Here is a 13885-nt window from a genome sequence, read left to right on the forward strand (position 1 = left end):
CGGGCTCTGGGGCGACGGCGGAAACGGCGGAAACGGCGGCGCGCCCGGTCACGGTGGGAACGGCGCCGACGGAACGGTGGGCAGCGTCGAGGGCAGTGCCGGCGGCGCCGGGGGCATCGGGGGGGTCGGCGGTCAGGGCGGTACGGGGGCACAGCCGGGCGCACCTGGCGCGACCTGGATGGCCGTCGGCGCCGCAGGCTTGCCCGGCACGCCGTACGTGGTTGTCCCCCTAGTCGTGCCTGTGGAGGCGGCCGGCTCAGGATTGGCCGTCACCGCCCCGGTAGCGGTTCCGGCGCCACCGCCCGCGGTCAGCGCTCCCGCTCTCAGCGCTCCGGCTATCAGCGCTGCCCCTGCGGCTGCGACTCCGGCCCCGGCCCCTGCACCGGCCGCACCGCCTCCGGCTCCTGCGCCCAGCGCACCTGAGTTACCGCCGATCCAAGCCGCCGCGCCGGCAGCAGCCGCAGCGCCGCCCGCCGCTCCGGCTGCCGGACCGACGCGTCAGGAGCGTGGACGTACCAGTGCCGGCACCCCATTCCCCGTCACCGATGAGTCGGGCTACAAGCCGGATACGCCGGCCAATGTCCTTGGCACACTGGTGCTGTTGCTGATGGCAGCGATACCCACCGGTGCAGCGGCAGCGGGGAGTTCCGCCGCGAGCGCCAAGGCTAGAGCCTGAAGCTGGCCCTAAAGCCGCCCTTAAAGCCGGGGGACTTAAGCCGCGGCGACTAAGAGGCGGGCGCCTCTTCGTCGTCCTTGTGATTCATCTGCTCCCTGGTCGTCCTACGCATTTCACGCATCAGGGAGGCGTACACGACGACAACGGCCAGGCCAAGAATAATCTCGCACCAGAAGAACGCGAAGAAGTCGAACAGAACTCCCAACGGCGGCACGCCCGGAACGAAACTGCGCATCGCCGGAAATGCGAATAACAGCACCAGGATCAACGGGATCATGAATCGCACGCTCTCCGAGGCTCCGCCCCGGAGCAACCAGTAGACGGTCATGACGACAAAGGTGGTCAGCGTCAGCATCAGCGCCGAGGTGAAGAACGCGAAAAACAGTGTCGTGGGCGCGCGGGAGACGCGCAGCGTCAGGTCGCGGATAGCGCCGTCGGCCGACAGCGACTCCGAGGTGATCCCGACGATATAGCCCGGAGTCGACGCGTCCACCGACAACGACGTGGGGATGGGAGAACCGTCGGCGTTGCGGACTTCCAGCCGGAGATTCGAGTCGTAACGGTCCAACGGATACATCGCGATCCGGCCCGAGCGAAGTGGCATCCGCACGTCGGCCGGCAGAATGATCTCCGATGCTTTGTACTCGTCGTGGACGACGTCGGCGCCGCCGATCACGACGACCTCGATCGGCCGACTCAGGACGTTCCCGTCCTGCGACAACCCGCCGACCGGCTGAAAGGCGAGCCTCAACCGGACTACTTTGTCCGCCGGCGCCACATCCACCACATTCGCCGTGACGCGAACGCCGTCGGCTAAATTCGGGTCCCCGACCACCAGAGACGACTGCTTGGTCTTCAAAAACGAGGACAGGATGAAGAAAACGAAGCCGGCGATGACTATCAGCGCGACGCCAGCGACAAATAGCCATTTCCAATTGCGCCGTCGCGGCGCTCTCGTGTGCGATGCGACAGACTCGACGGGCTCACTGACCCTGGTGACCATAATGGATCAGGTTAGTCTAAGAGCGGCATCCGCTAAGTCCGGTTTGCCCGGTTAAGCGACACCCTTGAGCATCAAATTCCAGTACATGAACGGCAAGCCGTATTTCTTCAAGTACCAGTAGGGCCGGTGCGGCTTTGTCGGGTCCAGACCGGGGAACGACGGTTTGAGGTTGAAGTCGTAGTCGAACTCGGCGAGCAGCATGTCGTGGGTCGACGTGACGATCGGGCAGGAGGCGTAGCCGTCGTAGGACGCGGTGAGCGGCCGACCCTTGAAATGGGAGTCGATGTTCTCCACGACGACGGGGGCCTGCTTGCGGATCGCGGCACCAGTCTTGGAGTTCGGTGTCGAGCCGGCATCCCCGAGTGCGAACACGTTCGGATAGCGGACGTGCTGCATGGTGAACTTGTCGACCTCCACGTACCCGGTCGGCTCACCGGTGGACAGTCGGCTGGTCTTGATCCAGTCCGGCGCCGACTGCCGCGGGACGGCGTGCAGCATGTCGTACGACAGCGTGGTGTCGGTGCCGCCCTCCCCGACGGCGCTGACCGTCACCTTCCGCGCGTCGCCGTCGATCGCGGTGATCTCCGAGGAGGTGTGCAGGTGGATCCCGTAGTCGGCGATCACCTTGTCCAGATTGTCGGCGATCGCCGGGATCCCGAACGCACGCGGCGTCGGCAGCACCAGATGCACGTCGATGTTCTTCAGCACACCCTGTTTACGCCAGTAGTCGCTGGCCAGGTAGGCGATCTTCTGCGGCGCACCGGCGCACTTCATCGGACCGGACGGCATCATGAACACCGCTGAGCCGGAACGGGTTCCGCGGATGAAGTCCCACGTCCGCGGCGCCAGGTCGTACTGGTAATTCGTCGAGACGCCGTTGCGGCCCAGCGCCGCCTCCAAGCCCTCGGTCTTGTTCCAGTCCAGCTGGATACCCGGGCACACCACCAGCACGTCGTAGACGTAAGTCGAGCCGTCCTCGCACGTGACCGTGTTGGCTTCCGGATCGACCTCACTGGCGGCCTTGCGGATCCAGGTGGCGCCCTTGGGCATCACCGACGCCTCCGGCCGTTCGGTGGAGGCGACGTCGGCCTGGCCGCCGCCTACCAGCGTCCACATCGGCTGGTAATAGTGCTTGTCGGACGGCTCGACCACGGCGACGTCGGTGTAGCCCTTGCGCAGCAGGCGCGCAGCCACCGTGATGCCGGCGCTGCCCCCGCCGATGATGAGGACTGTGTGCTTTCCGGCGGTCTTTCCGGTGGTCTTTCCAGTTGCGCTTCCGGCTGTGCTCATGATGTGTTCCTCTGATGGTCAGGCGTTCTGGGTTGCTTCCTCCCAGGCGTTGTATCCACCCAGGACGTCGCTGACGTCGCCGAACCCTTGCTGGCGCAACAGGCTCGCCGCGACCGACGACCGATAGCCTCCGGCACAGTAGACCACGGTCGGCTTGCTCGGGTCCAACTCAGCGATCCGGTCCGGCAGCTGGCCGACGGGGATGTTGACCGCGTTCGCGATCATCCCCGCTTCGGCCTCACCGGGGTTGCGGACGTCGACGAGCTGCAGTTCCGGCACGTCGGCGATCCGCGCGTTGAGCGCGGGCGCGGTCAGCCTGGACGCGATCTGCACGTCATCGCGGTGATCGAACATCACCTCGTAGGGGTCCGTGAGGTAGCCGATGACCCGGTCGAACCCGATGCGCGCCAGACGGTTCTTGCCCTCCAACTCCCGGCCCGGCTCGTCCATCAGGATGATGTCGACATCGGGCTTTATCACCGATCCGGCGAACTCCGCGTAGCGGCCCTCCAGACCGATGTTGACCGCGCCACGCAGATGCCCCTGGGCGAACTCCTCGGGCGTGCGGCCGTCGACCAGGATCGCACCGGCCTTCTCGGCGGCACGGACCTGCTGGTAGCTCATCGGGGTCGGCATCTTGGTCTCGTCGAGCAGTTCACGGTCCTTGCGGTTGAGGATCGCGTCGTAGACGAAATAGCCCGGCGCCGGCGGCTGACCTTCGGTGACCAGCTTCATGAAGACATCCTTGGTGGAGGCGCGCAGTGCGTAGTTGGTCTTGCGCTGCTCCCCCATCGTCGACCACAGGTCAGTGGAGAGGTTCTTGCCGCAGGCCGACCCGGCGCCGTGCGCCGGGTACACCCGGGTGGCATCCGGCAGGGGCATGAGCTTGTTGTGCAACGAGTCGTACAGCTTGTCGGCCAGCTCGTCGCGGGTGAACCCGATCGAGGCCAGCAGATCCGGGCGGCCGACGTCGCCGATGAACAAGGTGTCACCGGTGAGGACCCCATACGGGACGGTGTCGTCCTTGTGTTCGTAGATGACGATGCTCATCGACTCCGGTGTGTGGCCGGGGGTGTGCAGGAACTGCAGCTGGACATCGCCCAGCGAATAGCGCTCGCCGTCGTCGACTCCCACGTAGTCGAACTCCGGCTGGGCCACCGAGGAGTAGACGATCTTCGCGCCGGTGGCCTTGGCCAGCTCCAGGTGCCCGGACAGGAAGTCGGCGTGGAAGTGGGTCTCGATGACCAGGTCGATCGTCATGCCGAGTTCCTTGGCGTCGGCGATGTATTCGCTGACGTCGCGCTGTGGGTCGACGACGACGGCGCGGCCGGTGGTCTCGTCGCCGATGAGGTAGGACGCGTGGGACAGGCAATCGAGGTAGTACTGGTTGAACTTCATGATGGCTCCTATTTCTAGTTGGCGTCGGCTACGGTTCGTTCGGCTCACGCGAGGGTGAGGAAGAGTTTTTCCAGTTCGGCTTCGGTGAGCGGTTCTCCGTCACCGGCAGTTCCTGCGGCGCATTCCCGCAGGCCGCACGCCACCAGTTTGAATCCCGCCCGGTCCAGCGCCTTCGATACCGCAGCCAGCTGGATCACGACATCTTTGCATTCGCGGCCCTGCTCGACCATGGCGATGACACCGGCGAGTTGGCCCTGGGCACGGCGCAGCCGGTGCAGAATCTCGGCAACGTTGCGCTCGTCTGCCAACATTGGATTGCCTCCTCTGTGATACCTCTGGGGGTATCCCGGGTGAGGACAACGTTACATACCCCCACGGGTATGCACAAGAGGTACGGGATCCGTCGGAAGATCGGTGACTGCGCACAGACACTGCGATCGCCGCGGAAATCACGGCCTGAGCGCAGCGTCGATGGTCCGTTACAGCCACCAGCGTTCGAGTACCCGGGCCAGTCCGTCGTCGCTGTTCGGCGCGGTCACCTCGTTGGCCGCGGCCATGGCCTCCGGGTGGGCATTGCCCATCGCGACGCCATGACCGGCCCAGCGCAGCATCGGCACGTCGTTGGGCATGTCACCGAAGGCCACCACGTCCTCGGCGCTGATGCCCAGCGGTCGTGCCACCTCCTCCACACCGACGGCCTTGCTGATCCCGATCGAGCTGATCTCCACCAGACCTTTGTTGGTCGAGTAGGTGACATCGGCCAGCATGCCGATGTGGCGATTCAGTGCCGCAGCGATGTCGGCGCTGGGCATGCCGGGCTTGCGGACGAGTAACTTCACCGCGGGTGCGCTGAGCAGGTCTTCGTAGGACACCTCGGTGTTGTCCGGATTCAGCCAGGCGTGCTCGTAGCCGGGCGCGCTGACGAACTGCGGGGTCGCGGTGTCGTGCGCGCTGCGGCCGATCCGTTCGACCGCCAGCCCGGCACCGGGAATCACCCGGGTCGCGATCTCGGCCAGTTCGGTCAACGTGTCGACGGCCAGCGTGCGCGCGGAGACCACCCGGTCGGTCGCGGAGTCGTAGAGCACCGCGCCATTGGCGCAGACGGCCATCGGGGCGAACCCGAGCGCCTCGACCACCGGCGGAATCCATCGGGGCGGACGTCCCGTGGCCAACACGAAGTGCGCGCCCGCGGCCACCGCGGCGGTCACCGCGTCGCGGGTTCGTGGACTCAGCTTCTCTTCGGCGTTCAGCAACGTGCCGTCGACGTCGCTGGCAATCAGTGCGGGCAGCATCAGGTGGGCTCCGTGGCACGGCGTGAGCGCTCGGCTCGTTCGGCAGAGCGGTCGACCGGGATGCGGTCCGTGTGCTTGATGATCCAGTCGACAGCGCCATGCTCCAGCGCCTCGGCCTTGAGCATGTAGCGGATGCGACGGCGCCGCTGCCGACTGGCCAGCCCCGCGGCCAGGTAGTCGATGTAGCTGATGTGGTTCATCGCGTCGACGGCGCCGCCCACGGCGGGAATGTTCTCCAGCCCAAGGTAGGTGATCTTGGTACCGAGCAGGCGGACGGCAGCCGCCGCCGCGATCTCGATACCGCGGTAGACGGGTTCCATCTAGCCCGCCCCACCACCCAACTGACGTTTGGCGGCCCGGGCGGCCATCTCGGCGCTTTCCAGTTCGGCGGCTTGCGGCAGCGTCGGTGCGCCACCACCCAGCCGATGCGGCACCCAGAACTCTCCGGGCGGATAGGGGCCGTAGGAGTCCTGGACCTGTTCGAGCAGTTCCTGCATGCGGGCGCGCAGCAGTGCGGTGAGTTCGATGGGCGGCAGGGTCGGCGGGATGGGCTCGCCCACCGCGACCGTGATCGGCACCTTGGGCCGCCACATCTTCTTCGGGTGGTCTTTGGTCCAGATGCGCTGGGCGCCCCAGACGATGTGCGGGATGATCGGCACGTCGGCCGCGATCGCCATCCGGGCCGCGCCGGTCTTGAACTCCTTGAGCTCGAAGCTGCGGCTGATCGTGGCCTCGGGGTAGACGGCGACCAGTTCGCCGGCCTTGAGTTCGCGCACCGCGGCATCGAACGCCACCGCACCGTTGGACCGGTCGACCGCGATATGGCCCATGGCACGCATGAGGGGCCCGACGTACTTGTGCTCGACCACCTCCTTCTTAGCCATGTAGCGCACCATCCGGCGCGGACGCATCCGGTAGAAGGGCAGGCCGGAAAAGGTGAAGTCGAGATACCCGGTGTGGTTGATCGCCAGCACCGCCCCGCCGGTGGCCGGCAGATGCTCCGTGCTGCCGGTGACGGTGATGTCGAGGCCCTGGATACGCCACAGCGCCCGCACTCCGGCGATGACAGTCATGTACACAGGCTCCACGTGGCCAGCCTACTGCGGCCGCTAAGCTCAGGGGCGGCATGCGTCCACATCGGGAAGGGGATCCGTGCAGGTCACCAGCATCGGTCACGCGGGATTTCGGATCGACACAGCAGCGGGAAGTGTGTTGTGCGACCCCTGGGTCAACCCGGCCTACTTCGCGTCCTGGTTCGTCTTCCCCGACAACAGCGGGCTGGACTGGGACGCACTCGGGGACTGCGACTACCTCTACGTGTCGCATCTGCACAAGGACCACTTCGACCCGAAGCTGCTGACCGATCACGTCAGCAAGGACGCGGTGGTGCTGCTGCCGGACTATCCGGTGCTCGACCTCAAACGCGAGCTGGAAAGTCTGGGCTTCCACCGGTTCTTCGAGACCGAGGATTCCGTCAAGCATCGGCTGAGCGGGCCCAAGGGCGACCTCGACGTGATGATCGTCGCGCTGCGCGCCCCGGCAGACGGCCCGATCGGCGACTCCGGGATCATCATCTCCGACGGCACCACCACGGTGTTCAACATGAACGACTCCCGTCCGCTGGGGGTGGACATGCTGGCGGAGTTCGGTCAGATCGACGTCCACATGCCGCAGTACTCCGGGGCGATCTGGTACCCGATGGTCTACGACATGCCCGAGCGCGCCAAGGAGGCGTTCGCCACCCAGAAGCGCCAGCGCGGGATGGACCGCTGCCGCCAGTACATCGCCGACGTCGGCGCGACGTGGGTGATCCCGTCGGCCGGTCCGCCGTGCTTCCTGGATGCGGAGTTGCGCTTCCTCAACGACGACCACGGCGATCCGGGGAACATCTTCCCCGACCAGATGGTGTTCCTGGATCAGATGCGCCAGCACGGCCACAACGGCGGGCTGCTGATGATCCCGGGCTCGAAGGCCGATTTCCGCGGCTCACAGCTGCTTTCGCTCACTCACCCGCTGCCCGACGACGAGGTGGAGGCCATCTTCACCACCGGCAAGGCGGACTACATCGCCGCGTACGCCGAGCGGATGGCGCCGGTGCTGGCTGCCGAGAGGGCCGCCTGGGCGCCTGCGGCCGGGGAACCGCTACTGGAGCCGTTGCGCGCCAAGTTCGAACCGATCATGCTGCAGAGCGACCAGATCTGCGACGGCATCGGCTACCCCGTCGAACTCAAGATGGGGCCGGAGACCGTCGCACTGGACTTCCCGAAACGCACGGTGCGCGAACCCATTCCGGATGAGAAGTTCCGCTACGGCTTCGAGATCGCACCCGAACTGGTCCGCACGGTGCTGCGCGACGACGAGCCGGACTGGGTCAACACCATCTTCCTGTCCACCCGGTTCAAAGCCTGGCGGGTGGGCGGTTACAACGAGTACCTGTACACCTTCTTCAAGTGCCTCACCGACGAGCGGATCGCCTACGCCGACGGCTGGTTCGCCGAAGCGCACGATGACACCTCGACGGTGACCCTGGACGGGTGGGAGGTGCAGCGCCGCTGTCCGCACCTGAAGGCCGATCTGTCGAAGTTCGGTGTGGTGGAAGGCAACACGCTGACCTGCAACCTGCACGGCTGGGCGTGGGACTTGCGCAGCGGCAAGTGCCTGACCACCAAAGGCCACCCGCTGCGCTGTTCGAAACTGTGACCCGTCCGCCGCGGCAGTACTACGACGACGGCCTGGTCCAGCTGGACCGGCACGCGTTGACGCTACGGCGCTACCACTTCCCTTCCGGCACCGCCAAAGTCATTCCGCTTCGGGCGATCACGGGCTACCGGGCCGAGTCGCTCGGGTTGCTGATGCAGCGGTTCCGGATCTGGGGCAGTTCGGATCTGCGCCGATGGCTTCAGCTCGACGTGCGCCGCCCGCTGAAGTCGGTGCTGGTCACCCTCGACGTGCCGGGAACCTGGCCGGCCCCGTCGTTCACACCGGAGGACCCGGAGCGGTTTCTGGCGATGCTGGACGAAGTGCTCAGTAACCGAGCCATTCGGGATCGCTCGCCCCGCGAGGGCTGACGGTGGGATGCCCGGGCACACCCCAGCGGCCAGGGGTCTTGGAGTAGGTGATGCCGGGTTCGAGGTGGTGCTGCTTGCCGTATGCGCCGGCGAAGTCGATGCCGCCGCCTAAAATCGGCTTGTGATCGGGCTTTTCGATCATCTCCTTGACGTAGCCGGGATCGAATAGGCCCAGCTGTGAGTACCACATGGAGAACCGGGTCAGTGAGCAGCGGACGTGATAGCTGCCGCCGTGTTCAGCGCGCATGATGAGCGCGGCGACGACTCCCATGGCGGTGAGGTAGCCGGCGAGATAGTCGTTGAGGATCACCGTGGGCGGCAACAGTGGATGGTCTTCGGTGCCCTCCAGCACGGCGTAGCCCGACGTGCAGTTGGCGTCCATGTCGAACCCACCGCGGCCCTGCCACGGGCCGTCCCAGCCGAACGCGCGAAGCGACGTGTAGATGATCCCCGGTCGCACCTCGGCGATCTGCTCCGCGGACAGTCCCAGATCGGCGATCTTGCGGCCGCGGAAGTTCTCCACCACCACGTCGGCGCCTTTGAGAACCTCAAGGGCCTTGGCCTTGTAGGCGGCCTGGGTGAGGTCCATCCAGGTCGACCGGAATCCGAGGTGGGTGTCCTGCAACAACGCGTCGTACTCGTATTCCGGTCGTGCCATGTGCAGCACTTCGGCGCCCTGCTCGGCCAAGGTCCGCCCGCTATTCGGGCCCGCGATGACGTGGGTGAAGGCGGCGACCTTGATGCCGGACAGCGGCCGTGACTGGTCGACCAGCGGCGGCAGTTCGGGCTCGCTGTCACCGATCTTGACGATCTCGATCATCGGCGTCTGGGCCAGAATCGCGCCCTGCGGATGGGCGTACCACTCTTCGGGAGTGCGAACCATCGAGCCGATCATGCCGCGTTCGGCCGCGGCGTTCTCCAGGTCCAGCGCGTTCCACTGCGCGATGGCGGCCGCCATCGAATCCTTGTTCAGATCCGCCTTGAGCAGTTCCATCCACTGCGGGACCGCGAGCGGGTACGCCGCGGTCGGCAGATACCAGCGACCGTCCTTGGTGGGAAACATGCTGAACCCCAACGGATTCACTGTGGGATCGACGAAGTAGGGCTGATACGGGTAGCCACCGGCGGTCGGCGTGAACATCGCCAGCGGATTGATGTGCACGACGGCACGCCGGAGATCGACGGACAGATCCTGCGCCGGGCCGCCGCGCATCCGGTAGAAGATCTGGGTGGCCGCCGCCGGACCCATCATTCCCATCGCCATGATGGCCCCGAGTCGGTGATTACTGGGCAGGATCGGGTCCTGACCGGTGAAGACGATCTGACCGCCGGTGTCGGCGGGGTCCAAGTTCACCCCGCCCAGAAGATCCTTGAAGTCTGCGTTGATATCGGTGTTGTCGGTGACCCGCCTCGCCTGCCACTTCTCGGTCATGGCCGAAGAATCCCATAGCCGCGCAGCCGAAAACCGGCGATCCGCACTATTGGCGCGCAAGGGATGCCGGGAACGCTCAGGGCTCCCAGACCAGTTGCCGCAACTCGGAGAACTCCTCGCCGGCGGTGTCGTACACCCGCACGATGCCCTCGTCGCCGGGCTTGAGGAACGTGCTCTCGCCGTAGGCGGTGTAGCGGGTGGCGCCGATGCCGATCAGGACGTGGCGCGGGTGTCCGCTGGCCACCATCAGCGCGCCGACGTCCTCCAACGGCGTTTCCGGGGAACCCTTCTGGTTGGCCAGCCGCTCGACGATCCAGTCCAGCAGCACCTCGCCGTAGTAGGAGTAGCCCAGCAGTGGGCTGTCCACCCCGTACTCGTGGTGCACACCGTCGGCGGTGCGCAGGTGGCACAGCAGCCGCAAGGTGGCGGTGGGACCGTCCGGGGTGAGGTCGTGGGCCTCGAAGAACTGCGCCGCAACGCCTTTCGACGCCGGCCCCCAGTTCTTCTTGTAGCTGATCTTGGGCGCCCCGGGCCGGCGGATGGAGCAGTCGTTGAACGCACCCAGTGCGAACGGCCGCAGGGTGCCAACGGTGTCGCCGCTCCACACCACCTCGCAGGCCAACCCCACTTCGGGTTCGATCTGCAGGTTCAAGGGGCCGCCGTCCTCGGTCACCGCCGGAACGATCAGCGCGTCGTGGGACAGCGGGAACTCGCCGAGAAACCCGTCGTTGCCCGGCGCGTACCACGGGAAGATGCCCTTGGGGGCGTTGCCGACACTTTCGACGTTGGTGAAATCGACTGCCTCCCCGGCTTGTTCGAGGTGCCCAGCGAAATTGCCGGCCACTCCGAAGCCGAACCACTCCCGCAGGTCGTCGAGTTCCATGTCGATCACGGCGTCAGTATCTCTGTCCCTACGAACGGAACCAGCGCCGCGGGCACCCGCACGCCTCCGTCGGGCTGCTGATGGTTCTCCAGAATCGCGACCAGCCAGCGGGTGGTGGCCAGCGTGCCGTTGAGCGTCGCGGCGATCTGCGGTTTGCCGTTCTCGTCGCGGTAGCGGGTGGCCAGCCGGCGGGCCTGGAAGGTGGTGCAGTTCGACGTCGAGGTCAGTTCCCGGTAAGCCTGCTGGGTGGGCACCCATGCCTCGCAGTCGAACTTGCGGGCCGCCGAGGAACCGAGATCGCCGGCGGCGACGTCGATTACCCGGTAGGGCACCTCGATCAGCTCCAGCATCTGGCGCTGCCAGCCCAGCAGCCGCTGATGCTCGGCCTCGGCGTCGTCGGGACGGCAGTAGACGAAGGCTTCGACCTTGTCGAACTGGTGCACCCGGATGATGCCGCGGGTGTCCTTGCCGTAGCTGCCCGCCTCGCGCCGGAAGCACGACGACCATCCCGCATAGCGTTTCGGCCCGTCGGACAGGTCGAGGATCTCGTCGGAGTGATAGCCGGCCAGCGGCACTTCGGAGGTGCCGACGAGATAGAGGTCGTCGGCTTCGAGGTGGTAGATCTCGTCGGCGTGCGCACCGAGGAATCCGGTGCCGGCCATCACTTCCGGGCGCACCAGCACGGGCGGGATCATCAGGGTGAAACCGTTGTCGCATGCCAGTCGCACGGCCAGCTGCAGCAGGCCGAGCTGCAGCAGCGCGCCGCGGCCGGTGAGGAAGTAGAACCGCGACCCCGACACTTTGGCGCCGCGCTCCATGTCGAGCAGCCCCAGCGACTCACCCAGTTCCAAGTGGTCCCGGGGACTGTCGATGGCGCGGGGTTCGCCGACGGTGTCGAGCACGACGTAGTCGTCTTCGCCGCCCGACGGCACCCCGTCGATCACCACGTTCTGGATCGCCAGGTGGGCCGCGGCGAACGTCGCCTCGGCGTCGGCCTGCGTCGCCTCGGCGTCCTTGACGCCGGCCGCGAGCTGCTTGGCCCGGTCCAGCAGCGCCGGCCGGTCTTCTGGCGCCGCCGAACCGACGCTCTTGCTGGCCGCCTTCTGTTCGGCCCGCAGCGAATCGGCGGCCGAGATCGCCGAGCGGCGGGCGACGTCGGCCTGCAGAAGGACGTCGACCAACGCCGGGTCCTCACCGCGGGCGAGTTGTGACCGGCGGACCGCGTCGGGGTCCTCGCGCAGCAGTTTCAGGTCGATCACGATCTGCACCCTACTTTCGCCCCTGACCGGCGGCTGCGCGGGGCGGTACGGGGCTGGTACAGCACAACCGGGTAACAGTCGGTGAGCGGCACTTGCCACGTCGCTCGCCGGGCCTGCCACAATGGACCGCGATGTTGCAGTTATCCGATGCCCCGGAGACCGACGACGCCGACGACGAGTCGGCGGGACGGCGCCGCCGGTTGGGCGGCCAGCCGTCCTCGACGCGTCGCGCGCTGCTGCTCACCGCGCTCGGCGGCCTGCTGATCGCCGGGACGGTCATTGCCCTGCCGATCCGCGACAAGGGTCCGCTGAGCACCGTCGTTCCGGCCGAGCAGCTGGGCACGGCGGTGAACCCGACCTTCGCCGAGGCCAAGACCGGCTACTGCCTGAACTGGCCGGACAACGCGCTGGACGCCGCGGCGATCGTCGACTGCAAGGACGACCACCGCTTCGAGGTTTCCGCCGCCGTCGACACCCGGGCCTACCCCGGCGCGGAATTCGGGCCGGACGCCGAGCCGCCCTCGCCGGCGCGCATCCAGCAGCTCACGCTGGAGCAGTGCGAGCCCGCCACCCGGCGTTACCTGGGCCCGCGGTACGACCCCAACAGCCGGTTCAGCATCAGTCTGCTCTGGGCGGGCGACAATGCCTGGAAGCAATCCGGCGAACGGCGCCTGCTGTGCGGCCTGCAGCTCAAGGGCCCCGGCAACCAGCAGGTCCCGTTCAAGGGCCGGGTCGCCGAGCAGGATCAGTCCAAAATCTGGCCGGTGGGCACCTGCCTGGGTATCGACCCGCCGACCAACCAGCCCAACGACGCTCCCGTCGACTGCTCCGCGCCGCACGCCATGGAGTTCGTCGGCACCGTCAACCTCGCCGAGAAATTCCCGGAGGGCCTGCCCATCGACGCCGACCAGGACGCGTTCATCAAGGAGGTGTGCACCGCGATGACCGACGCCTATCTGGCCCCCGGCAAGCTGCGCGACACCACCCTGACGCTGATCTACAGCACCGTGTCGCTGCCGAGTTGGAGTGCGGGCAGCCGGCAGGTGTCGTGCAGCATCGGCGCCACCCTGGGCAACGGCGGCTGGGCCACGCTGATCAACAGCGCCAAGGGCCCGCTACTGATCAACGGCCAGCCTCCGGTTCCACCACCGGCCATCCCGGAGGAGCGGCTCAACCTGCCGCTGCCGATGCCCGGTGGCAACCAGCCCGGCTAGTGCCCGTCCAGATGGACCCGGAGCGCTTCGAGGACCTGGTCTCCGAGGCGCTGGACCTGATCCCCCCTGATCTGGCCGCCGCCGTCGACAACGTGGTGGTGCTGGTGGCCGATCGGCATCCCGACGACCCGGATCTGCTCGGTCTGTACGAGGGCATCGCGCTGACCGAGCGTGACTCCACCTACGCCGGGGCGCTGCCCGACACCGTGACGATCTTCCGGGAGAGCCTGCTGGAGATCTGTGAGAGCGAGGACGAGGTGGTCGAGGAGGTCGCCATCACTGTCATCCACGAACTCGCGCACCACTTCGGCATCGACGACCAGCGATTGCACGAATTGGGCTGGGACTGAATTCCGGTTCGAAAAGCAGC

At 66.7% G+C, this 13885-nt stretch carries 13 protein-coding genes and 2 pseudogenes; 5 read left to right on the plus strand and 10 right to left on the minus strand.

Features of this window, described 5'->3' with window-relative positions:
• Positions 1-676, plus strand: a pseudogene (locus ADBZ6I_RS02735) (hypothetical protein); the annotation flags it as partial.
• 49 nt (positions 677-725) lie between these two features.
• Here the strand turns inward: ADBZ6I_RS02735 and ADBZ6I_RS02740 are convergent.
• From ADBZ6I_RS02740 to ADBZ6I_RS02770, 7 genes are all read right to left on the minus strand, one after another.
• The gene (locus tag ADBZ6I_RS02740; protein ID WP_526380621.1) at positions 726-1679 is read right to left on the minus strand and encodes a DUF4436 family protein; all 954 of its coding nucleotides are present in this window, start codon (positions 1677-1679) and stop codon (positions 726-728) included.
• A 51-nt stretch (positions 1680-1730) separates the two neighbouring features.
• Positions 1731-2969 (minus strand): NAD(P)/FAD-dependent oxidoreductase, encoded by a 1239-nt coding sequence (locus ADBZ6I_RS02745; RefSeq protein ID WP_526380623.1) that lies wholly within the window; start codon positions 2967-2969, stop codon positions 1731-1733.
• 18 nt (positions 2970-2987) lie between these two features.
• Positions 2988-4367, minus strand: coding sequence for an MBL fold metallo-hydrolase (locus ADBZ6I_RS02750; protein ID WP_526380625.1), 1380 nt, complete (start codon positions 4365-4367; stop codon positions 2988-2990).
• Between the two features lie 44 nt (positions 4368-4411).
• The gene (locus tag ADBZ6I_RS02755) at positions 4412-4678 is read right to left on the minus strand and encodes a metal-sensitive transcriptional regulator (protein ID WP_526380627.1); all 267 of its coding nucleotides are present in this window, start codon (positions 4676-4678) and stop codon (positions 4412-4414) included.
• 168 nt (positions 4679-4846) lie between these two features.
• On the minus strand, positions 4847-5659 hold the full coding sequence (locus ADBZ6I_RS02760; protein WP_526380629.1) for a Cof-type HAD-IIB family hydrolase: 813 nt from the start codon (positions 5657-5659) through the stop codon (positions 4847-4849).
• Positions 5659-5979, minus strand: a complete 321-nt coding sequence (locus ADBZ6I_RS02765; protein WP_526380631.1) for a lysophospholipid acyltransferase family protein — start codon at positions 5977-5979, stop codon at positions 5659-5661. The genes ADBZ6I_RS02760 and ADBZ6I_RS02765 overlap by 1 nt, the downstream gene beginning before the upstream one ends.
• Complete coding sequence (locus tag ADBZ6I_RS02770; protein ID WP_526380633.1) at positions 5980-6747, minus strand: lysophospholipid acyltransferase family protein; 768 nt, start codon at positions 6745-6747, stop codon at positions 5980-5982. It abuts the gene before it with no gap.
• Between the two features lie 64 nt (positions 6748-6811).
• On the opposite strand from ADBZ6I_RS02770, the gene ADBZ6I_RS02775 reads away from it, so the two are divergent.
• Positions 6812-8359, plus strand: coding sequence for a Rieske 2Fe-2S domain-containing protein (locus ADBZ6I_RS02775; RefSeq protein WP_526380635.1), 1548 nt, complete (start codon positions 6812-6814; stop codon positions 8357-8359).
• On the plus strand, positions 8356-8727 hold the full coding sequence (locus ADBZ6I_RS02780; RefSeq protein WP_526380637.1) for a hypothetical protein: 372 nt from the start codon (positions 8356-8358) through the stop codon (positions 8725-8727). The genes ADBZ6I_RS02775 and ADBZ6I_RS02780 overlap by 4 nt, the downstream gene beginning before the upstream one ends.
• Here the strand turns inward: ADBZ6I_RS02780 and ADBZ6I_RS02785 are convergent.
• The 3 genes from ADBZ6I_RS02785 to serS all read right to left on the minus strand — a co-directional run bounded on the left by ADBZ6I_RS02785 (position 8684) and on the right by serS (position 12301).
• A complete protein-coding gene (locus ADBZ6I_RS02785) occupies positions 8684-10159 on the minus strand; it encodes a CoA transferase (protein WP_526380639.1) in 1476 nt (491 codons plus the stop codon). The two genes, ADBZ6I_RS02780 and ADBZ6I_RS02785, sit on opposite strands and share 44 nt — an antisense overlap.
• 76 nt (positions 10160-10235) lie before the next feature.
• Positions 10236-11042, minus strand: coding sequence for a DUF5718 family protein (locus ADBZ6I_RS02790; protein WP_526380679.1), 807 nt, complete (start codon positions 11040-11042; stop codon positions 10236-10238).
• A 5-nt stretch (positions 11043-11047) separates the two neighbouring features.
• Complete coding sequence (gene serS, locus ADBZ6I_RS02795; protein ID WP_526380641.1) at positions 11048-12301, minus strand: serine--tRNA ligase; 1254 nt, start codon at positions 12299-12301, stop codon at positions 11048-11050.
• Between the two features lie 131 nt (positions 12302-12432).
• On the opposite strand from serS, the pseudogene ADBZ6I_RS02800 reads away from it, so the two are divergent.
• Both ADBZ6I_RS02800 and ADBZ6I_RS02805 read left to right on the plus strand, forming a co-directional pair.
• Positions 12433-13494: pseudogene (locus ADBZ6I_RS02800) on the plus strand (septum formation family protein); the annotation flags it as partial.
• 20 nt (positions 13495-13514) lie between these two features.
• Positions 13515-13865 carry a metallopeptidase family protein gene (locus ADBZ6I_RS02805; protein ID WP_526380643.1) on the plus strand — a complete coding sequence of 117 codons (351 nt, stop codon included), beginning with the start codon at positions 13515-13517 and terminating at the stop codon, positions 13863-13865.
• Positions 13866-13885: the final 20 nt, after the last annotated feature.

The sequence above is a fragment of the Mycobacterium sp. genome (assembly GCF_044342925.1).
Lineage (GTDB): Bacteria > Actinomycetota > Actinomycetes > Mycobacteriales > Mycobacteriaceae > Mycobacterium.